This is a genomic window from Sphingomonas sp. J315 (assembly GCF_024666595.1).
Classification (GTDB): domain Bacteria; phylum Pseudomonadota; class Alphaproteobacteria; order Sphingomonadales; family Sphingomonadaceae; genus Sphingomonas.
This window is the reverse complement of the sequence record NZ_CP088296.1, coordinates 1064138-1085596: the sequence shown is the minus strand read 5'-3', so window position 1 is coordinate 1085596 and position 21459 is coordinate 1064138. Positions and strand designations below refer to the sequence as shown.

The 21459-nt window shown below is 61.3% G+C and carries 20 protein-coding genes and 2 pseudogenes; 21 read left to right on the top strand and 1 reads right to left on the bottom strand.

All coding sequences use genetic code 11. The features are described from left to right. Positions 1-9 precede the first annotated feature (9 nt). From LRS08_RS05705 to LRS08_RS05630, 16 genes are all read left to right on the top strand, one after another. Positions 10-1422, top strand: coding sequence for a lipopolysaccharide biosynthesis protein (locus LRS08_RS05705; RefSeq protein WP_257844557.1), 1413 nt, complete (start codon positions 10-12; stop codon positions 1420-1422). 564 nt (positions 1423-1986) lie between these two features. Beyond that, the gene (locus tag LRS08_RS05700; protein ID WP_260481427.1) at positions 1987-2955 is read left to right on the top strand and encodes a hypothetical protein; all 969 of its coding nucleotides are present in this window, start codon (positions 1987-1989) and stop codon (positions 2953-2955) included. Between the two features lie 427 nt (positions 2956-3382). Beyond that, a complete protein-coding gene (locus LRS08_RS05695) occupies positions 3383-4438 on the top strand; it encodes a hypothetical protein (RefSeq protein ID WP_257844559.1) in 1056 nt (351 codons plus the stop codon). 1 nt (position 4439) lies between these two features. After that, a complete protein-coding gene (locus tag LRS08_RS05690; protein ID WP_260481426.1) occupies positions 4440-5663 on the top strand; it encodes a glycosyltransferase family 4 protein in 1224 nt (407 codons plus the stop codon). A 1-nt stretch (position 5664) separates the two neighbouring features. Beyond that, complete coding sequence (locus LRS08_RS05685) at positions 5665-6525, top strand: bifunctional 2-polyprenyl-6-hydroxyphenol methylase/3-demethylubiquinol 3-O-methyltransferase UbiG (protein ID WP_257844562.1); 861 nt, start codon at positions 5665-5667, stop codon at positions 6523-6525. A 144-nt stretch (positions 6526-6669) separates the two neighbouring features. Continuing rightward, entirely contained in the window at positions 6670-7395 is a 726-nt protein-coding gene (locus LRS08_RS05680; RefSeq protein WP_257844563.1) for a hypothetical protein, read from the top strand. Between the two features lie 82 nt (positions 7396-7477). Beyond that, complete coding sequence (locus tag LRS08_RS05675) at positions 7478-8632, top strand: N-acetyl sugar amidotransferase (protein ID WP_257844564.1); 1155 nt, start codon at positions 7478-7480, stop codon at positions 8630-8632. Further along, entirely contained in the window at positions 8629-9231 is a 603-nt protein-coding gene (gene hisH / locus LRS08_RS05670) for an imidazole glycerol phosphate synthase subunit HisH (RefSeq protein ID WP_257844565.1), read from the top strand. Before LRS08_RS05675 ends, hisH begins: the two co-directional genes overlap by 4 nt. Before the next feature lie 51 nt (positions 9232-9282). Next, on the top strand, positions 9283-10014 hold the full coding sequence (locus LRS08_RS05665) for an AglZ/HisF2 family acetamidino modification protein (protein ID WP_260481655.1): 732 nt from the start codon (positions 9283-9285) through the stop codon (positions 10012-10014). A 30-nt stretch (positions 10015-10044) separates the two neighbouring features. After that, positions 10045-11088, top strand: coding sequence for a polysaccharide biosynthesis protein (locus LRS08_RS05660; RefSeq protein ID WP_312026664.1), 1044 nt, complete (start codon positions 10045-10047; stop codon positions 11086-11088). Further along, positions 11085-12197 (top strand): UDP-2-acetamido-2,6-beta-L-arabino-hexul-4-ose reductase, encoded by a 1113-nt coding sequence (gene wbjC / locus LRS08_RS05655; RefSeq protein ID WP_257844568.1) that lies wholly within the window; start codon positions 11085-11087, stop codon positions 12195-12197. The genes LRS08_RS05660 and wbjC overlap by 4 nt, the downstream gene beginning before the upstream one ends. Before the next feature lie 4 nt (positions 12198-12201). After that, entirely contained in the window at positions 12202-13335 is a 1134-nt protein-coding gene (gene wecB / locus LRS08_RS05650; protein ID WP_257844569.1) for a non-hydrolyzing UDP-N-acetylglucosamine 2-epimerase, read from the top strand. A 5-nt stretch (positions 13336-13340) separates the two neighbouring features. Further along, complete coding sequence (locus tag LRS08_RS05645) at positions 13341-14564, top strand: glycosyltransferase family 4 protein (RefSeq protein WP_260481425.1); 1224 nt, start codon at positions 13341-13343, stop codon at positions 14562-14564. A gap of 1 nt (position 14565) precedes the next feature. Continuing rightward, positions 14566-15096, top strand: a complete 531-nt coding sequence (locus LRS08_RS05640; protein WP_257844571.1) for a WbuC family cupin fold metalloprotein — start codon at positions 14566-14568, stop codon at positions 15094-15096. 70 nt (positions 15097-15166) lie between these two features. Next, a complete protein-coding gene (locus tag LRS08_RS05635) occupies positions 15167-15301 on the top strand; it encodes a hypothetical protein (protein WP_260481424.1) in 135 nt (44 codons plus the stop codon). Between the two features lie 130 nt (positions 15302-15431). Beyond that, positions 15432-16445, top strand: coding sequence for a sugar transferase (locus LRS08_RS05630; protein WP_260481423.1), 1014 nt, complete (start codon positions 15432-15434; stop codon positions 16443-16445). On the opposite strand, the gene LRS08_RS05625 is transcribed toward LRS08_RS05630, so the two are convergent. Beyond that, entirely contained in the window at positions 16437-16607 is a 171-nt protein-coding gene (locus LRS08_RS05625; RefSeq protein WP_260481422.1) for a hypothetical protein, read from the bottom strand. The two genes, LRS08_RS05630 and LRS08_RS05625, sit on opposite strands and share 9 nt — an antisense overlap. 126 nt (positions 16608-16733) lie before the next feature. Between LRS08_RS05625 and LRS08_RS05620 the strand changes: the two are divergent. From LRS08_RS05620 to LRS08_RS05600, 5 genes and pseudogenes are all read left to right on the top strand, one after another. Beyond that, a pseudogene (locus LRS08_RS05620) lies at positions 16734-17699 on the top strand (IS481 family transposase). 86 nt (positions 17700-17785) lie between these two features. Next, positions 17786-18301 (top strand): annotated as a pseudogene (locus LRS08_RS05615) (transposase); the annotation flags it as partial. 124 nt (positions 18302-18425) lie between these two features. After that, positions 18426-19322 (top strand): sulfate adenylyltransferase subunit CysD, encoded by an 897-nt coding sequence (gene cysD / locus LRS08_RS05610; protein ID WP_257844573.1) that lies wholly within the window; start codon positions 18426-18428, stop codon positions 19320-19322. Further along, a complete protein-coding gene (cysN, locus tag LRS08_RS05605; protein WP_260481421.1) occupies positions 19322-21235 on the top strand; it encodes a sulfate adenylyltransferase subunit CysN in 1914 nt (637 codons plus the stop codon). The genes cysD and cysN overlap by 1 nt, the downstream gene beginning before the upstream one ends. Positions 21236-21265: 30 nt before the next feature. Beyond that, positions 21266-21433 (top strand): LPXTG cell wall anchor domain-containing protein, encoded by a 168-nt coding sequence (locus LRS08_RS05600; RefSeq protein WP_260481420.1) that lies wholly within the window; start codon positions 21266-21268, stop codon positions 21431-21433. Positions 21434-21459 lie beyond the last annotated feature (26 nt).

Genomic DNA, 21459 nt, shown 5'->3' with positions numbered 1-21459 from the left:
GGCCGTGCCGTGCGTGAGCACCACACCGTGATCGACCGGGCAAGACGGCGCGTCGCGCAGACCCTTCAGAACGGCTTCGTGCGTGCGACTGGGGTGCTGGTCGGCGGTACGGTGATCGCCAACCTGGTCACGGCTGCGGCGATGCCAGTGTTGACCCGTCTCTACACGCCCGAGGACATGGGAATTCTGGCGGTGTTCGCCAGCATGCTGGCGATCCTCTACATCTCGATCTGCCTCCGCTTCGACCTGGCGCTGTCGATCGCCGAGCGGGACGACGAAGCGGTCAATTTGCTGGCGCTCGGCGGAATCAGCGCCGTCCTGCTGTCCGCGCTCCTCGCGCTGGCGATGCTAGCGGTGCCCGACCGCGCGTGGGAAACACTCGGATCGCGCGCCTTCGCGGCCTATGCGTGGATCCTGCCTCCAACCGTCATGGTGGCCGGCTTCTACAGCCTGTTGCAGTTCTGGTTCGTACGGCGCCGCGCTTTCGGACCGATCGCACGCAGCCGGATCAGCCAGTCGGGGGCAAGCGTCGCTGCACAGATCAGTCTCGGAGCTGCAGGCACCGGGCCGATCGGGCTGGTCGTGGGAACGGTGCTGAACAGCGGCGCGGGTGCGCTGCTGCTCGGCGCGCGCTTCCTGCGGCACGACCGGGCGCTGTGGCGCCATGTCTCGCGCGCGCGGCTTCGCGCCGCGTTCGGGGCCAACGTCAACTATCCGCGCTACTCCGCGCTGGACGGAGTGGTCGTGGCGGTCGCCGTCCAGTTGCCGGTGATCCTCGTCGCGGCGATGGCGGGCCATGGCGAGGCAGGGCAGCTGATGCTCGCGCTGTTCGTGATCCAAGCGCCGATGTCCCTGCTCGGCAACGCCCTCGGGCAGGTGTTCCTCTCGGAGGCGCCGACCCGGCATCGCGACGGGACCCTCGCGCCGCTGCTCCAGAACATCCTCGTCGCGCTGGCAAAGACCGGTGTCGGGCCGCTGATCGCGCTGGGCTTCGTCGCGCCCTTTGCCTTTGGCTTTGTGTTCGGCTGGGAATGGGAGCGCGCGGGTGTGCTGATCGCGTGGATGGCCCCCTGGTTCGCATTGCAGCTGCTGACCACGCCGGTCGGCTATGTGATGCAGGTGACGGGCCATCAGCGGATGGCGCTCGGCCTGCAGGTGTTCGGGTTAACCCTGCGCGTCGGCACCGTTGCGCTGGTGGGCGCGACCGCCCCGGTCTACATGTCCGAAGCGTTCGCGGTCTCGAGCGCGCTCTTCTATCTCGTCTACCTCAGTGCCGTCGTGCATAGCGGGGATATCCAGTTGCGGTCGCTGATCGGCCAGTTTAGCGGCGCGGTGCCGCTGCTGGCGGCATGGACGGCGGTTGGAATTGTGTCGGCTGTGTTGGCGTCCGCGCTCACTGAAGCGATATTCGCCGCAGGATAGGACGGGTCGATGAGAAGGCGCGGGTTCTTGCTAAGTGCTGCCAGCGGAGCGGCCGCGGTGAGCGTTGGGGCATGCGGTGCGATCTGCGCCCGGGCGCGAGAACGGCGCTCGCTGTTGGAATGGCTCACTCCCGCTGAGCGCGGCCGGATTGCCGATGGGTTCAAAGTTCCCCGGATCGCATCCCGTCTCGGCACTGCGATTTCCGACTGCCCCGATGGCTCGATCCTTGATTGCTCAATGCTGCGAGGCACGATCGCGCTCGAGGAGGATTTTTTTCCGCTTGCCTCGGCGGCCGATCACGCTCCGCACTGGCCTCGTTACCTTTGTTCGCGATCTAGGTGCGGGTAATCTGGTAATGCCCGGCGGACTACGATGGGAAATGGAAGGAACGCGCATTGCGACCTCTAGACCGCCGACCCGAATCGCGAGCGACAATGCCGTCGCCTACGGTATGGTTGAAACGTTCGTCGGCCCGGGCTCTTGTGACGGTAACCGGGGGAACGGGCGCTTCGCCTAAATTATCCGGGCGATTCGGTGTATTTCGAACCGGGAGCGCGAGTCGCGGTGTTCGGAATCGAGGCATATCCGGGGATTCTCCTCGCTCTGGGCACGACCATTGACGCCGCTATGGGCAGATTTCCGATCGTTGGAAACACTGCGGCAAGCATCGAGGGCGGCGCCATCCATCTTCTGATCGAGGACGAGATCGTCTATGGGACCGTGTCCGGCGGCATTTTTACGGCCGATGAAGTTTACGGGCGCGGCGCGCTTGGAAGTTCGGCTAAAGCGCACCGAGCCGGCGTGTCCATCTCCGCACTTCGCTCGGCGATTTTCACGGTTGAGCGCGTAACTGCACGTGAGGTGCATCTCAATAAGCCGCTGCCGCGTTCCTTTGCCGGGGCGCCGTTTCGCGTTGGCAGCGTCGGCGGTGGACTCTCAGGGCGTTTCGAAATTGCCGGGGGCGGCGGGCGTGGCGACGTTGTCAGTTTTCACTGCCTCGCAGCCACGCTAGCGCGCGGCTTCACAGTCGAAGGGCAGGGAAGCCTGTCCGGAGGTAGTCATGGCGGTTTCATCGCTTTTGGCGCGATGGAATCAAACGTGCGTTTGAACCGCATCTCTGGGTGCGGACGTCCTGATCGCGGCCTGGGTGGTAGCGTTTGGATTTTCGGCCGCTCACAGGCCAATCGCGTTGACGTTGGGCAGGTGGTCGACGGCCACGCGGCGTGGCTCATAGACGACAAGTCATTCGGCCTGTCCTATTATGGTCTCGAAGGTGCGCCGCACGACAACGTCATAGCGTTCGCGGACGTGACGGCCCATGATCTGGAAGGGCAACTGACGGGAGGGATCAATAACCGGGTAGAGGTTGGCAGAGCGGACACGCGGAAGGCGTCGGTTATCATCGACACCGGAGTGAGCCAAGTGACAGACCCTAGACCCCCGCGGGGCAATGTCATAACGACCTCGATGCGGATGCGACCCTTCTCTCCTCAAGGCGACGGCTTGATGCAGAACCGCGTCTCGTCCGACTAAAGGTGGCCGGGTTGCGCCGACACCCTTGTTTGCTAAATGCGTCGCGGTCGTGGTGCCGCGCTGTATGGCCGCTAATTTCAATGGGCCCTAATCTATGAACATATACAGCTCTCGCCACCGGTTTGCGACCCTGACAGGCCGAGCGGATCATTTCGACCTTCTTAATTTGCTGCAGACTCGGCTGGCACTGGTAGTGGCGGTTTGCGCGTTCGTATTCAGCCTCCATATGGCGCACCGGGAGTATCTGAGCGACACGTGGGCCTACCTTGGGTTCACCTACGCCGCGCCCACATTGACCACTGGGACCGCGACACTATTCCTCGCACTGTTGCCATCGTTTACAATCGCCCTGCGGTTCGTGAGGCCATCGTCCCTCATCCTATTTTTCATGTACTCCGTAATTTATTTGCCCGCAGTCGCAATTATCATGATGCTCGGGTCCGAATCACTCCAACGCTATGGGGTTACTTTGCTATGTATCGGGATCGCAATTTCGGCGCTTTCCATTTCGGCTGACGTCTTCGGGCGCAAGCAAACTGGAACCGTTTCTGTTCAAATACCAGATTGGATTCCAATGCTACTCGTTGCAATTTGGATAATAGCAACAGTAACCCTCTTCATCGCCTATGGCAGCATTATGCGTTTTGCGTCGCTAGATGAGATTTATGATCAACGCTTCTCAATTCAGCGTGGAACAATCAGTTTTGTCGGTTATATACAGACGTATTACTCAGCAATGATTTCTCCAGCATTGCTATCAATTGGCATTGTTCGTAGAAATGTGTTTTTATGCTTTCTTGGCTCCGCGGGAGCTGTCATTGCTTATCTAGTTGATGCGCAAAAATTTGCGTTGGCCACTCCGTTTATTATTGTGGCTTTCTATTTTTTATTTTCCACGATGCGCGGTCGCCTTAACTCATCTGCCTTGATACTAATTGGATTGACATTGCTTGTATCTTTGGCCGTTATCTTTCAGGGGACGGGGCTAGGATCCGTTATAGGATCTCAGCTAGTTATGCGTGGCCTCGCAATCCCGGGATTGACCATAGCGCAATACAGCGACTTCTTCGGGACGTTCGGATATACGTGGTGGTCCAACATCACAGGCTTGGGTATGGTGGTTCCCACCCCCTCTGCGTATGTTGGCGATCCGGATTGGCCCAGGCTGGGCGAAATTGTTGGGCGTCACTACGCTGGAACGTTCGCCTACGTGAATATGAATGCCAATGCCTTTTCCGGTGAAGGGCTCGCGGCCGCCGGGCCGTTCGGCGTCTTTGTGATTGCGTTCGTTATCGCGATATGGCTGCGTTTTTTTGACCAGTTCTCGATTGGTTGGGATTATAAGCTAGTGCTCTTGCTTACTGTCCCGCTGGCCGTTTCGCTCACGAACGTTCATTTCTCAACGTCTATGGTGTCCTTTGGTGGCGGATTGCTGACCATCCTTCTTTTTCTGGGCCAGCATCTGGCACTTCAAAGGCGGTAGAATGCAGATGAAAATCGTGATGCTCTGCGAGTTCTTCAACGAAGAGCTCGAGTTCCAAGAAAATTTACTGGTCAAATATTACCGCCGCCATGGGCACGACGTGACCGTGATTGCTTCTCTGTTCGAATCGGTCTTCGACTATTACGAGGACCGCGCACCGAAGGGCGGCGAGCATCGGGAATACCAGCATGAGGGCGCACGGATCATCAAGCTGCCCTTTAGGTTTAACCTGCTGAACCGCGTGCGGCCCTATGTATCGATCCGAACGATCCTGGAGGAGGCAAAGCCCGACCTGATTTTCGTCCACGACATCATGCCGAACCTGCCGGAGTGCATCGCCTATGTGAAGGCGAACCCGCAGACGAGGATGATCATGGATTACCACGCCGACTACAGCAACAGCGGCAAGAACTGGGTCTCGCTCAAGATTCTGCACGGCGTGATCCGCAAATGGTATCTCGATCGCGCGCGGCCCTATCTTCAGAAGATATTTCCGATCGTGCCGGCAGGTTTCGAGTTCCTGGAGCAGGTCTATCGCGTGCCGATGCACGAGATGGAGCTTTTGCCGCTCGGCACCGATCTCGAATATGGCGTCGCGATCACCGAGGCAGGCGGCGGGGCCGCAGTGCGCAAGCGGCTGGGGATCCCGGCGGATGCATTCACCGTGTTCACTGGCGGCAAGCTGAGCCGCAACCGCCGGACTGAGCATCTGATCGACGCGGTGCGCCGAATCTGCCGCGACGACCTTCACGTCATCATCGCGGGAGCCCCCCCGCCCCAGCATGTCGAATATGCCGAGATGCTCAAGGATCGGGCGCTGGGTATGCCCAATGTCCACTTCGTCGGCTGGCAGGACAAGAAGGGGATGTATGAACATATGGACGCGAGCGATGTCGGGGTATTCCCCGGCGGCCAGTCCGTGCTGTGGCAGCAGGCGATCGGGATGGGCTTGCCGCTGCTGCTCGTCGACCGATCCGAGCAGATTCGCGGACACCAAGACGCACGCTATCTAAACCGACACGGCAATGTCGTCATCCTCGATCCGGAAACCACGTCGCAGCAGATCGAGCAGTGGCTACGCGACCTGATCGATGATCGGGCTCGCCTGGCGGAGATGAGCGAAGGCGCGCGGCGCACTGCGGCGGAGATGCTGGACTGGAACGTGCTGATAGATACAACGCTCCGGTTCAACCGTGCTGGGAATGGAAAGTTGGGGGAGGGTTAAAATGGCCAGTGTTGGCGAAGCAACGGCGAAGCTAGAGACGATTCCCTGCCCGAATTGTAAGAGTGCACAATTCGAACCTTGGGCGGAAGAAATAGGCTTCAGGGTGGTGCGGTGTGCCTCTTGTCGTCTTCTTTATGTGAATCCTCGATTGCCAATGGCTGCGATAGACAAAGCCGTGCAAACAGGCGCGCATGGTGAAGAGGCGGGCGGGCTGATTGTCACGTCCCGTCGTAGCCCGAGGCGGGTCACTGCATATTACAATAAGTTTAAAGATTTGTTCGCTGACAAATGGGCAGGTGGACAGCCCATTCGATGGCTAGACGTTGGCGCTGGCTACGGTGAGATTGTCGAAGCTGTATCCCGATTGGCGCCACCAGGCAGCGTCGTCGAGGGTCTAGAGCCCATGAAACCCAAGGCTGACGCCGCCAAGGCACGCGGTCTCGCCGTCAAACAGCAATATCTGTCTGCTGACCATCCGAAGGTAGATGTTGTATCTACCGTCGATGTATTTTCCCATATACCTGATTTCGACGCCTTTTTGGGAGATGTGCGGGCGGTGCTCGCGCCGGGTGGGGAAGTTTTCGTCGAAACTGGTAATCTAGCAGATATCGAGAATAGGAATGAATTCCCAGATGAGCTCGGTGTCCCAGACCATCTTGTTTTCGCTGGAGAAGCCCAAATCACTCAATACTTGGAGCGCGCCGGATTTTCTGTCGTGGATATCAGAAGAAGCCGACTCGACACACTCGAGTCGTTCGTCAAAGGCGTCGCGAAGAAGATACTGGGCCGCAACATTATTCTTAGGATGCCCTACACCTCTTCCTATCGCTCACTTCTAATACGTGCCAAATTCGCTTCGTAAGGGGCTGGCAATATTGGAGATTGGCCGGGTGTCTGCGAGACTTGTGCTCACGAAGCCGCAGTCGTGCCGCTGCGAAACGGTCGGTGCGGTGGGCGGCGTGACTCTCCGCGCCCCTCCGTGTATCGGCGACTGGGGGAAGGGGCCATGAACGTGATGACCGAACAGAAGACGCTAGCCGTCGACCAGATCCAGGCATTCTATCACGACGAGTTCGTCGAGGATCAGGTGCGCGATTTCGGGACGCTGGTCCCGGCTGGGGCCGCGCGCGGCGTGGTGGTGGACGTGGGTGGCGGTTGCGGCTTCTTCGCCCGTGCGCTGCACGACAGGCTCGACCTCCTCACGCGCGTGATCGACATGGATCCCGGCTCGATCGACGCATGTGGTCGCAACGGCGTCGAAGGTCGGCTGGGCGATGCGCTCGCACCGCAGATCGAGGGGGATGAGGGGATCGCCTGTTTCAACCTGATCCTCCACCATCTGGTTGGACCGAACGAGCGCGCGACGCGCGCGCTCCAGGTCCGCGCGCTCAAGGCCTGGCACGGGCGGGTGCCGGCCGTGTTCGTGAACGAGTATATCTATCAGTCGTTCGTCGGCCGAATCAGCCCCAGGCTGATCTTTGAGATCACGTCGAGTCGGCTATTGTCGGCGATCGGCAACCTTGTCTCGCGCATCGTCCCGTCGTTCAAGGCGAACACCTTCGGCGTCGGCGTGCGGTTCCGCTCCCATGAGGAATGGCGCGAGCTGTTCGCGGAGGCGGGCTACAAAGTCGCGGACGTGACGATCGGCAAGGACGAGCGCATTGCCCCGCCGCTGCGCTTGATGTTGATCAAGGCGATCCGCCGGGACAGCTATCGTCTCGAACCGGTGTGATGCAACGCACCATTTAGCCCTTGGCGCACTCGGCGCGCGCCTGTATCAGGCGCGCGTATCACGGAAATGCGAACGGAAACCGATGCTTCACGCTCCTGCCTCGACGCGCGAATACCAGATTTGCGCGAACTGCATCATGGACACGAGCGATTCGAACATCACGTTCGACGAACGTGGCTGGTGCGATTACTGCAATAATTACCATGAGAATATTCTGCCGCACTGGCACACCGATGCGCGCGGCGAACGCGAGATCATGGCTCAGATCGAGAAGATCAAGGCGGACGGCAAGGGTAAGGACCATGATTGCCTGATCGGCCTGAGTGGCGGCGTCGACAGCAGCTATGTCACCTACATCGCCAAGGAGAAGTTCGGGCTCCGTCCGCTGCTCTATCACGTTGATGCCGGGTGGAACTCCCAGGAAGCGGTCAACAATATCGAGAAGCTGGTCGACGGCCTCGACCTCGACCTCTTCACCGAGGTGGTCGACTGGCCGGAGATGCGGGATCTGCAGCTCGCGTTCTTCAAGTCGCAGGTGGCGCATCTCGACACGCCGCAGGACCACGCTTTCTTCGCGGGCCTCTACAATTTCGCCGCGAAGAACGATGTGAAGTACATCCTGACCGGCGCGAACTACTCGACCGAATGCGTGCGCGAGCCGCTGGAGTGGCACTATCACGCGTCGGACCTGCGCCAGATCCGCGATATCCAGAGCAAGTTCGGGACCCGTCCGCTCAAGAAGTTCCCGCTCGCCGGGATTTTCAAGTTCAAGCTCTACTATCGCTTTGTGAAGGGTGTCCGGGTCGTCAAGCCGCTCAACCACGTTCCCTATCATAAGGAAGCGGCGATGCAGGAGCTGGTGGACCGCTTCGGCTGGCAGCGCTACGCGCACAAGCACTATGAATCGCGCTTCACCCGCTTCTACGAGGGCTATTGGCTGCCGACCAAGTTCGGGTTCGACAAGCGCCGCGCGCATTTCTCCAGCCTGATCCTGACCGGGCAGCTGAGCCGTGCCGAGGCGCTCGAGAGGATCGCCAAGCCCGCTTATGACGAGGAACGAATCGCCGAGGACTTCGAGTATATCGCGACCAAGCTTGGCATCACCGTCGACGAGCTGCGCACGCTGCACAACGGCCCGAACAAGTCCTATCGCGACTACAAGAACAACATCACGATGATCGACCTGGGCGCAAAGGTGCTGCGCGCCGCAGGGATCCAGAGGGCGATCATCCGTTGATCACGATCGTCGACTACGGCCTCGGCAATATCGGGGCCTTCCTCAATATGTACAAGCGGATGAACATCCCCGCGACCGCGGTCTCTGGCGCCGCCTTGCTCGAGAAGGCGGAGCGGATTATTCTTCCCGGCGTGGGCGCGTTCGACCATGCGATGGAGCTGCTTGACGCATCGGGCATGCGGCCGGTGCTCGAGCGCAAGGCACTTGAGGAGAAGGTGCCGGTGGTCGGCATCTGCGTCGGCATGCAGATGCTGGCCAATTCGAGCGAGGAAGGCGAGGGTGAGGGGCTCGGCTTTATCCCCGGGCGCGTGCGCCGTTTCCAGACCAACGCGCTGCCGCTGCCCCATATGGGCTGGAACGACGTCGTGCCGCGCGAAGGCGAGCCGCTGTTCGCCGGGTTCGAAGAGGCACCGCGCTTCTATTTCCTGCACAGCTATTATTTCGAATGTGCCGATCCGGCCGATGTCGCGGCGACCGCTAACTATGGCGGCGATTTCGGCTGCGTTGTGCGGCGGGACAATGTGTGGGGCGTGCAATGTCACCCCGAGAAGAGCCACCATTTCGGTGCCGCGCTTCTCCGCAATTTTGCGACGCTCTGACCATGCTGCGCCCGCGTATCATCCCGTGCCTGCTGGTTCACGAAGGGGGGTCTGGTAAAGACCGTCGGGTTCAAGGACCCGAAGTATGTCGGCGATCCGGTCAACGCGGTAAAAATCTTCAACGAGAAAGAGAGCGACGAGCTCATCATCGTCGATATCGACGCGACGGTGACCGGCGCGGAGCCCGACTATCCCCGCATCGCGCATTGGGCGGCGGAGTGTCGCATGCCGCTTTGCTATGGCGGTGGCGTGAAGACCGCCGAGCAGGCGAAGCGGATCATCGGGTTGGGCGTCGAGAAAGTCGCGATCAGTGCTGCGGCGGTCGACAATCCGGCGCTGGTCGCCGAGATCGCGGAGGCGGTCGGGCGCCAGAGCGTCGTGGTGGTGATCGACGTGAAGAAGCGCCGCCTGCTCCCCGGCTGGGACGTCTACACGCACAACGCAAAGATGAATCGAAAGCTGGAGGCGATCGAGTTCGCGCGCGAAATGGAGCGCCAGGGCGCTGGCGAGATCGTCGTAAACGTGATCGACCTTGACGGAACGATGAAGGGCTATGACCTCGCGCTGGCCGAGAAGCTGCGCGCCGCGGTGCGCATTCCGATCTCGATCCTAGGCGGGGCCGGCTCACTCGACGATATCGGGCGCCTGGTCGAGAAGGTCGGCGTCGTCGGGGCGGCCGCAGGCAGCCTGTTCGTGTTCAAGGGGCAGTACCGCGCCGTTTTGATCAACTATCCGTCGCCTGATGCGAAGGAACGGCTCGTCCGGTCGGCGCTGGGCGGGTAAGAGGCTTTCCGGGTCGCGGCCCGAGGGGGGATGATGTTCGACAACAAGACCTTGCTGATTACCGGGGGTACCGGCTCCTTCGGGAATGCGGTGCTTCGCCGTTTCCTTGATTCCGACCTCAAGGAAATTCGCGTCTTCTCGCGCGACGAGAAGAAGCAGGACGACATGCGCAAGCGCTATGGCAGCGACAAGCTCAAATTCTATCTGGGCGATGTCCGCGACGAGCGCAGCCTGGTGCCGGCGATGCGCGGAGTCGATTATTGCTTCCACGCCGCAGCGCTGAAGCAGGTCCCCTCATGCGAGTTCCATCCGATGCAGGCGGTGCGCACCAATGTGCTGGGCACCGAAAACGTGCTGGGGGCGGCGATTGCCGCTGGGGTGCGACGCGTGATCTGCCTGTCCACCGACAAGGCGGTCTATCCCATCAACGCCATGGGTATCAGCAAGGCGATGATGGAGAAGGTGATGGTCGCCGCGTCCCGCAACCTGGAGGGTACGGGAACTGTGATTTGCGGAACGCGCTACGGCAACGTCATGGCCTCGCGCGGGTCGGTGATCCCGCTGTTCATCGACCAGATGGTCAGCGATCGGCCCATCACCATTACCGATCCGCAAATGACCCGGTTCATGATGACGCTGGACGATGCGGTAGAGCTTGTCCTCTATGCGTTTCAGCACGGTAACAATGGCGACATTTTCGTCCAGAAGGCGCCCGCCGCGACCGTCGAGACGCTGGTCGAAGCGCTCAAGCAGCTGATCGACAAGCCCAGCCACCCGGTTGGCGTCATCGGCACCCGGCATGGCGAGAAGCTCTACGAATCGCTGCTCTCAAAGGAAGAGCGTGCGGTCGCCGAGGACCTGGGGGATTATTTCCGCGTTCCCCCCGATGCCCGCGACCTCAACTACGACAAGTTCGTCGATCAGGGCGAGGCGCGGCTGAGCCACGGCGAGGAATATAATTCGCACAACACCCACCGGCTGGATGTCGAGGGCATGAAGGCCCTGCTGCTCAAGCTCGACTTCATCGTCCGCGTGCAGCGGGGCGAGGGGGTGTCGATGGAAGCGCAGGTATGAAAACGGTCATTGTCACCGGAGCGCGTGGTTTTGTCGGCCGCAATCTGTGCGTTCGGCTGGGCGAGCTTGGCGACGCGGTTCGGGTAATCCAGATCGGGCGAGAGGACGGTGCCGACGCGCTGCGCGCCGCAGCGCAGGAAGCGGACTTTGTGTTCCACCTCGCCGGGGTGAACCGCCCGAGCGACGAGGGCGAGTTTGCGCTGGGTAATCCGGGCCTCACCCGCAACCTGTGCGACGCGCTGGCACAGGCCGGGAATACCGCGCCGATCGTGCTCAGTTCCTCGACCCAAGCGGCGGCCGACAATCCTTATGGCCGTAGCAAGCGTGAGGCCGAGGATGTCGTGTTCGCGCACGCCCAGGCGACCGGCGCGACCTCGTATGTGTTTCGCCTGACCAACGTGTTCGGCAAATGGGCGCGCCCCAACTATAATTCAGCGGTCGCAACCTTTTGCAACAATGTGGCACGCGGCCTGCCAATCGCCGTCAACGATCCGTCGGCGCCGCTCAACCTTGTCTATATCGATGACGTCGTTGATCACTTCATTGCCCTGCTGAACGGGTCGGACGTCGCGACCGGCTATCGCAAAGTCGATCCGGCCTATGCGACCACGGTGGGTGCAGTGGCGGATGCGATCTGCGGCTTTCCCGAGAGCCGCGGATCGCTGGTGTCGCCGCGCGTGGGTACGGGCCTGATTCGCGCGCTTTATTCGACTTATCTCAGCTATCTGCCGACCGAAGCGTTCGATTATACTGTGCCGGTGCATGGCGATCCGCGCGGGGTGTTCGTCGAAATGCTCAAGACCCCCGATGCCGGCCAGTTCTCCTATTTCACGGCCGGACCCGGCATTACCCGCGGCGACCACTATCACCACACCAAGGCCGAGAAGTTCTTGGTCATCGCGGGCACCGCGCATTTCGGCTTTCGCCACATCCTGTCCGGCGAGCGGCACGAGGTGGTCGTGAAGGGCGGCGAGGCGCGGATCGTCGAGACGATTCCGGGCTGGACTCACAACATCACCAATATCGGCGATGACGAACTGATCGTCATGCTGTGGGCGAACGAGATTTTCGACCGGGCCCGCCCCGACACCATCGCATTGAAGGTCTGACGGCATGAAGAAGCTGAAGGTGATGACCGTCGTCGGCACGCGGCCGGAGATCATCCGGCTGTCGCGTGTTCTTGCGCGGCTCGATTCCGATTGCGAGCATGTGCTGGTCCATACCGGCCAGAATTACGACTATGAGCTGAGCCAAGTCTTCTTCGACGACCTGGGGATCCGCAAGCCGGACCATTTCCTGAACAGCGCGGCGGGCGCGCCCTCCGCGACGATCGGCAACATCCTGATCGCGATGGATTCGCTTCTCCAGGTAGTGCGCCCCGATGCGCTGCTGGTGCTGGGCGACACGAACAGCTGTCTGTCGGTCATTCCAGCGAAGCGCCGCCGGATCCCGATCTTCCACATGGAGGCGGGCAACCGCTGTTTCGACGCGCGGGTTCCCGAAGAGACCAATCGGCGCATCGTGGACCACACCGCGGACATCAACCTGACCTACAGCACCATCGCGCGCGACTATCTCCTGCGCGAGGGGCTTTCGCCGGACATGGTGATCAAGACGGGCAGCCCGATGTTCGAGGTGCTGCAACATTATATGGATCGGATCGACGCATCGGACGTGCTCGACCGGCTGGGCCTCGATGAGCGGGGCTATTATGTCGTGAGCGCGCATCGCGAGGAGAACATCGAGTCCGACCGCACCTTCTTCAAGCTGGTCGAGGTCCTGAACCGCATCGCCGAGAGCCGCGACGCCCCCGTGATCGTCTCCACGCATCCGCGCACCAGCAACCGGATCGCCGCAGCGGGCGTCGCCTTTCATGAAAATGTCCGGCTCCTCAAGCCACTCGGCTTCCACGATTATGTCCGGCTGCAGAAATCGGCGCGCGCCGTGCTGTCGGACAGTGGTACGATCACCGAGGAATCGTCGATCCTCAACTTTCCTGCGCTCAACATTCGCGAGGCACATGAGCGGCCCGAGGGCATGGAGGAAGCGTCCGTCATCATGACCGGGCTCAACGTCGAGCGCGTGGAGCAGGCGTTGGCACTCATCGACCGCCAGGCGCGGGGCGAGGATCGCGCGTTGCGGCTAGTTGCCGACTATTCAATGCCGAACGTCTCCGAAAAGGTGGTTCGGATCATCCACAGCTACACCGACTATGTGAAGCGGGTGGTCTGGCGCGAATACGACTGACGCCGATGCGCATCCTGATCCTCAGTCAATATTTCTGGCCTGAGAATTTCCGCGTCAATGACCTCTCTTCCGAGCTGATCGCCCGGGGGCACGAGGTGACTGTCCTGACGGGAGAGCCCAACTATCCCGACGGCAGCATCTTCCCCGCCTATGCGGCGGACCCGGCCGCGTTTGCGCGGTTCGAAGGTGCGCCGGTCTACCGGGTGCCGATCATCCCGCGCGGTGGCTCCAGTCTTCGGCTCCTTCTTAACTATTTGAGTTTCGTGGTCAGCGGCCTGCTGCTTGGCGGGTCGCGCCTGCGAGGACAGGAATTCGACGCGATTTTCGTGTTCCAGACATCGCCGATCACCTCGGCAATTCCCGCGCTGTGGCTCGGCTGGCGCAAGCGGGCACCAGTCCTGATGTGGGTGCTCGACCTGTGGCCGGAAACGCTGTCCGCGATCGGCGTGGTGAAGTCGCGGTGCCTATTGTCACTGGTCGGCGCAATGGTGCGGATGATCTACAAGCGCTGCGACAGGATCCTGGTCCAGTCGCGCGCCTTTTACGCCAATGTCGCGCGCTATGCAGGCGGCGACGAGAAGATCCTTTACTTTCCCGGCTGGCCCGAGCCCGTCTTCTCGACCAGCGGCGGTGAACCCGAACCGGCAGGCGAGCTTGCCCCATGGCAGGGGATGTTCAAGGTCATGTTCGCCGGGAATTTGGGCCAAGCACAGGACATTCCGGTCATCATCGCCGCTGCGGACCTGCTTCGCGACGAACCGAACCTTCGATGGATTATCGTCGGGGACGGGCGGGCCGGGGCCGACGCGCGCGAGGAAGTCGCACGACGGGGGCTGGAGGGTCGAGTGATCTTCGCCGGACGCTATCCGATCGAGCGGATGCCTTCCTTCTTCGCCGCCGCCGACGCGCTGCTCGTGTCGTTGCGCGACGAGCCGATCTGGAGCCTGACAATTCCGGGCAAGGTGCAAAGCTACCTCGCATCGGGCAAGCCGGTCGTCGCGATGCTCAACGGGGAGGGCGCGCGAGTGATCGCCGAATCCGGCGGCGGTGTGGCGGGCCCGGCGGGCGATGCCGCCGCGCTGGCAGAGAATGTGCGCACCCTGATGGCGATGCCGGTCGAACGACGCGCGGAAATAGGACAGGCTGGGCGCGCCTATTGCCAGCGCGAGTTCGACCGGGCGCAACTGGTCAACAAGCTCGAGGGCTGGATCGAGGAGCTGGGGAACTGACATGGCGCTGGCCGATTTCTCGCCCAACTTCGTCGCCGATCTGGTTTCGCGCGCGCGCGGGTCGGCACGGCGGCGCCAGCACTTCAATATCCATGCTGAGTATGCAGACCCCGTCCAGCGGCTATTCAACGGGATCGAGCCAGACAGCTATATCCGGCCACATCGACACCTGAGCGATCCCAAGCGCGAATGCCTGATCGGCGTCCGCGGCGCGTTTGCGCTCATCGCGTTCGATGCGGAAGGTGGGATCGAACGGATCGTGCATTTCGGGGCGGCACCCGACCTCTCCATCGGGGTCGAACTCGATCATGGTCAGTGGCATACGGTGATCGCGAAAGCGCCCGGATCAGTCCTGTTCGAGGTGAAGCAGGGCCCTTTCGATCCGCTGGCGGCGAAGAATCTGGCACCCTGGGCTCCCGAGGAGGGGAGCGGCGCGGCGGTCGCCTATCTTGAATGGCTGCATCGCGCGGCCACCCGCCGCGGGCTGGACCATAGCGGGACTCGGTCTGAGAAGTCTCTGAATTCAGACTAAATCCATATCGGCTATTTATTGATCGTGGGCCGGGATGTAAGGCGGCGTCACGGGTTGGGGGCGGTATACCATGCATAGTCCGAGGCGGACGAGCAAACATTCGGATGTCCGGTTCTGGTCGCGCTTGCGCACGCAGTCCGTCGGGCTGTTGCTGATCGCGGTGGTGCTGCCGATGGCAATGGCGCTGCTGGCGCTTCCCCCATAGCGACGTCTCCGAACTGGTTCAGCTGACCGCAGCGGGCAATGCATGCGCGTGCCTGCTCACGCTCTATCTGCTGCGCAATATCGTCGTCTATCCGCGGATCAGCGGTGCCTTTTTCGTATTGCCGATCACATTGGTCGGCTTCGGCATGACGTTCGCGATGTTTCTGCTCCTGCGCCTCGACTTCAGCCGCATCTTGTTCGTCGCGAGCGGCATGGGGACCCTGGTCTGGCTGTATTTGGTGCAGATCATGATCGAGCGCGGCCCGCCGCTTCGCGTCGGCGTGGTGCCGACCGGTGAGGTGTCGGCGCTCGCCGATATCGACCATTTCCGGATCGACTGGCTTGAGCGTCCCCAGGCGCCCTCGCGCTACGATCTGCTCGTCGCGGATTTCCGCGCTGATCTGGATGACGAATGGGAATCGTTTCTCGCCGATTGCGCTCTAGACGGCGTACCCGTGTTCCACGTCAAGCAGCTCCAAGAATCGGTGACGGGGCGGGTCGAGATCGAACATTTGTCGGAAAACAGCTTTGGTTCGCTGATTCCGTTTCTCGCCTATCTCCGTCTGCGCCGCGTGATCGACCTCATCGCTGCGGTTCTGGTCGGGATCCTGCTGCTTCCGTTTCTTCTGGCGGTCGCGCTCGCCATCCGGATCGACTCACCGGGTCCGGCCTTGTTCCGGCAGGTGCGCATCGGATCGCGCGGGCAGCCGTTTCGGGTCGCAAAATTTCGGACCATGACCCATGCGCAACTTAGCGGTGAGGCACTAGACGGCGCGATCACCAAGGAAAATGACGCGCGGATCACCCGGCTCGGCCGCTTTCTTCGCCGGTCCCGCATCGACGAGCTGCCGCAGATCCTCAACATTATTAGCGGTGAGATGAGCTGGATCGGCCCGCGTCCGGAGGCTGAGGTGCTGTCACGCTGGTATGAAACAGAGCTGCCTTTCTACCGTTATCGCCATATCGTGCCGCCGGGGGTGACCGGCTGGGCTCAAGTCAATCAGGGGCATGTCGCGGATCTAGGCCAAGTCAAGAGCAAGCTCGAATATGACTTCTACTATATTAAACACTTTTCACCTTGGCTCGACGCCCTGATTGTCGCGAAAACAGTCCATATTGTCATTACCGGCTACGGGTCAAAGTAATGGATCGAAATAGGCGGTTTGAGCTATCGCCGATGCGATCGCATCGCTGAATAAAGTATCGAAGCTCGCGGAGTGAGGCGAAGGACGGATTTGAAGTTTGATTACTTGGAGTGAGCGTGCTGCTTCGAATTCATCGAGCAGCGCTTTTATGGTCAAACTCACGCATCTGATCGATTGTCTGCTAGGCCCTGTTGACAAAGACTTCAATCATAGGCGTGTGGCGGCGAGGTTGAGGAAGCTCTCGAACGAGAGAAGTGTCTTGACCGCGTACGAGTGGAGGGATGCGCTATGGGACAGATTCTACACGGGAGCGCCCGCACGACAGCGGCGGTCCGTCGAGCGATACAACATAGTCAAGAGAGCCTGAGGGCTCTCGCCAAGCGTCACGGCATCAACCAGAAGACCGTGGCGAAGTGGAAGCGACGCACGGCGGTCAAGGATCTGCCAACCGGGCCGAAGGCGCCTCATTCCACCGTGCTGAGCATCGAAGAGGAAGCGATCATCGTCGCGTTCCGCAAACACACGCTGCTGCCGCTCGACGACTGCCTCTATGCGTTGCAGGCGACAATCCCACATCTGACACGCTCGTCGTTGCACCGCTGCCTGTAACGACACGGAATCAGCCGATTGCCCGAGGTGGCCGGCGACAAGGAGCCCAAGCGCAAGTTCAAGACCTACCCGATCGGCTACTTCCACATCGACATCGCCGAGGTGCGAACCGCCGAAGGCAAGCTCTACCTCTACGTCGCCATCGACCGCACCTCGAAGTTCGCGTTCGTCCAGCTCGTCACCAAGACCGGCAGGACATCAGCCTCGGCCTTCCTCGTCGCCCTGATCGAAGCCGTACCCTACAAGATACACACCGTGCTGACCGACAACGGCATCCAGTTCACGTTCCCGCCGCGTTACGCGGAGGGGCCAACGGCCCAATACATCACCCACATGTTCGACATGCGCTGCCGCGAGAACGGGATCGAGCACCGCCTCACCAAGATCAAGCACCCCTGGACCAATGGACAGGTCGAACGGATGAACCGGACGATCAAGGAAGCGACGGTCAAGCGCTACCATTACGACAGCCACGTCCAGCTGACCGCCCACCTCCACGACTTCATCAACGCCTACAATTACGCGCGTCGGCTCAAAACGCTACGCGGCCTCACACCCTACGAATACATCTGCAAATGCTGGACATCAGAGCCCCAGCGCTTCACATCAAACCCGCACCATCAAATGCCGGGACTAAACACCTAGCAATACTTTGGCAGAAACCTGATTTTTGGAATTCCCATGGTGCGGCTGGCGTGATTCATGGGGAGCCAGCTTGACGGAGGCTTGCGATGGACGAGGACTGGAAGGCGGATCTGGAGCGGTGGCTTGCCCCGTATCTGGAAGGTCTGAGCACAAGACGCGGCGACGGATGTGTCCGGCCTATATTGCCGGCTTGATTGGGCCAGGTGATCGCAAAAGCATCCAGCCCATAGCGGCCCGGTCAGACGCCAGTTCCTATGCCGGCTACATCATTTCATCGGGGCCGGTTTGTGGGACAGCGCGCCGCTGGACGCGACCTTGTGGGATCAAGCTGAAAATTGGTTGGTGGCGATGAAGCTTGGCTGATCATCGACGACACTGCCTTGCCTAAGAAGGGGAAGGCCTCGGTTGGCGTCGCGCCGCAAGATGCTACGGCGTTCGGCAAGAATGCCAACTGTCAGACGTTGGTGCCGGTGACGCTGGCTTCGGGCGAAGTTCCGCTCATGCTGAGCTTGCGGTTGTTCCTGCCGGAAAGCTGGGCGAGCGATACCGCGCGGATGGACAAGGCGGGCGTGCCTGCCCCTTTGCAGGAATGCCGCACTAAGAACCTGGCGACCGGCGATGGCGCGCTGGGCGCGCTCGGTGGCGGCTGATCAAGATGTCGCGCATACGGGAGCGTAAACAAATACTAGATCGCGGAGCGCGGGCATGGTCCATAGATGGCCGCCTATGGAATCCCTCACACATCTCGCCCGGCTTGAGGCCGAGAGCATTTACATCCTGCGCGAAGTGGTGGCCGAAGCCGAACGGCCGGTGATGCTCTATTCGGTGGGCAAGGACAGCGCGGTAATGCTGCACCTGGCCAAGAAGGCGTTCTTCCCCGCGCCGCCGCCGTTCCCGCTGCTCCATGTCGACACGACCTGGAAATTCCGCGCGATGTACGATCTGCGCGACAAGGCGGCGCGCGATGCCGGAATGGAGCTGCTGGTCCATCACAATCCCGAGGCGGTGGCGCGCGGGATCAACCCGTTCGACCATGGCGGCCTCCACACCGACATGTGGAAGACCGAGGGGCTGAAGCAGGCGCTCGACAAATATGGCTTCGACGCGGCGTTCGGCGGCGCGCGGCGCGACGAGGAAAAGAGCCGCGCCAAGGAGCGCGTGTTCAGCTTCCGCTCGGCCAGCCACCGCTGGGACCCCAAGGCGCAGCGGCCCGAACTCTGGCGGCTGTACAATGCGAAGAAGGCCAAGGGCGAAAGCATCCGCGTCTTCCCGCTGTCCAACTGGACCGAGCTGGATATCTGGCAATATATCCGCGCCGAGGGGATCGAGATCGTCCCGCTCTATTTCGCCGCGCTGCGCCCGACCGTAGTTCGCGGGGGGCTCACGCTGATGGTCGATGACAACCGTTTCCCGCTCGATGGTGAGAAACCGGTGATGCGCTCGATCCGCTTCCGCACGCTCGGCTGCTATCCGCTGACCGGCGCGGTCGAGAGCGAGGCCGCGACGCTCGACGATGTGATCCAAGAGATGCTGCTGACGACAACCAGCGAGCGACAGGGGCGGGCGATCGATCACGATCAGGCGGCGTCGATGGAGAAGAAGAAGCAGGAGGGCTATTTCTGATGTCCTCCAGCTACCGCCCCGACGCGCTGATCGCGTCCGACATTTCCGCCTATCTCGAACAGCACCAGTCGAAATCGCTGTTGCGCTTCATCACCTGTGGCTCGGTGGACGACGGCAAATCGACGCTGATCGGGCGGCTGCTCTATGATTCGAAGATGATCTTCGAGGATCAGCTCGCCGCGCTTGAGGCCGACAGCAAGCGGGTGGGAACGCAAGGGCAGGAGATCGACTTCGCCCTCCTCGTCGATGGCCTCGCCGCCGAGCGCGAGCAGGGGATCACGATCGACGTCGCCTATCGCTTCTTCGCAACCGAGAAGCGCAAGTTCATCGTCGCCGATACGCCGGGGCATGAGCAGTACACGCGCAACATGGTCACCGGCGCGTCGACCGCCGACCTAGCCGTCATCCTGATCGACGCGCGCAAGGGCGTGCTCACGCAGACGCGGCGGCACAGCTTCCTCGCGCATCTGATCGGCATCCGTCACATCGTGCTGGCGGTGAACAAGATGGATCTGGTCGGATACGATCAGGCGATTTTCGACGGCATCGTCGCCGACTATCGCGTCTTTGCCGACAGCATCGGGATTACCGACTTCACCGCGATCCCGATTTCGGGGTTTAAGGGCGACAACATCACCGGCCCCAGCGGCAATACGCCCTGGTACGGCGGCCCCGCGCTGATCGAGCATCTCGAAACCGTGCCGGTCGGCGGGGAGGGCGAGGCGCGCCTGTTCCGCATGCCGGTGCAGTGGGTCAACCGCCCCAATCTCGATTTCCGCGGGTTCGCCGGCACGATTGCCAGCGGATCGATCAAGCCGGGCGACGCGGTGCGAATTCTCCCCTCGGGCCGCACCAGCACCGTGGCGCGGATCGTCACCTATGACGGTGACCTGACGGAGGCGGGGCGCGACCAGTCCGTGACGCTGACACTGGCGGACGAGGTCGATTGCTCGCGCGGCGACGTGATCGTCGCGGCCGATGCCCCGCCCGAGGTTGCCGACCAGTTCCAGGCGACGATCGTGTGGCTGGATCAGGAAGAACTGCTCCCCGGCCGCGCCTATTGGCTCAAGCTCGGCACCCAGACGGTCAGCGCAACGGTCCAGCCGCCGCGCCACGTGATCTGCGTCAACACCATGGCCGAGTTGAGCGCGAAGACGCTGAGCCTCAACGATATCGGCGTCGCGGAGGTCTATACCGACCGCGGGATCGTGTTCGAACCCTATGCCGAAAGCCACGACCTTGGCGGCTTCATCCTGATCGACAAGCTGACCAATGCGACCGTGGCGGCGGGGATGCTCAACTTCTCGCTGCGCCGGGCGCAGAATGTCCATTGGCAGGCGCTGGAGATCACCCGCGAAGCGCATGCCGCGCAAAAGGGGCAGCACCCGCGCCTGTTGTGGTTCACCGGCCTGTCGGGATCGGGCAAATCGACCATCGCCAATCTGGTCGAAAAGAAGCTGCACGCGATGGGCAAGCACAGCTTCCTGCTCGACGGCGACAATGTCCGCCACGGGCTCAACAAGGATCTGGGCTTCAGCGATGCCGACCGGATCGAGAATATCCGCCGCGTGGGCGAGGTCGCGAAGCTGATGTGCGACGCGGGGCTGATCGTCCTCACCGCCTTCATCTCGCCGTTCCGCGCCGAGCGGGAGCTGGTGCGGCGGATGCTGCCTGAGGGCGAGTTTCTGGAAATCTTTGTCGATACGCCGCTGGAGGATGCCGAACGCCGCGACGTGAAAGGACTCTATAAAAAAGCGCGGGCCGGGGAAATTGCGAATTTCACCGGTATTTCAAGCCCGTATGAGCCGCCGATCAATCCGGAGATTCGAATCGATACACAGATTGTGACACCGGAGGCAGCCGCCGAATTGATCATCGAACAGGTCGTCGGTATCTGGGCTCCAGTGCTGTGATTGGCCACGGTACGAGTTCATGGAGTGTCGGTGTTGGTCGAAGTGGAAGGCCGGGAATTTATAGCTTATGCTCTGATCGCGATCGGGGTCGCGTTGGTCGCGGGTTGGGCGATCATGGCACGCCGACGGCGCTACTGGAAAAAGCGCCGGATGTCGGGCCACTCGGAGGCGAAACGGCGCGAAATCCGAAAATACTGATCCGTGATCGATATCCAGACGCCGAC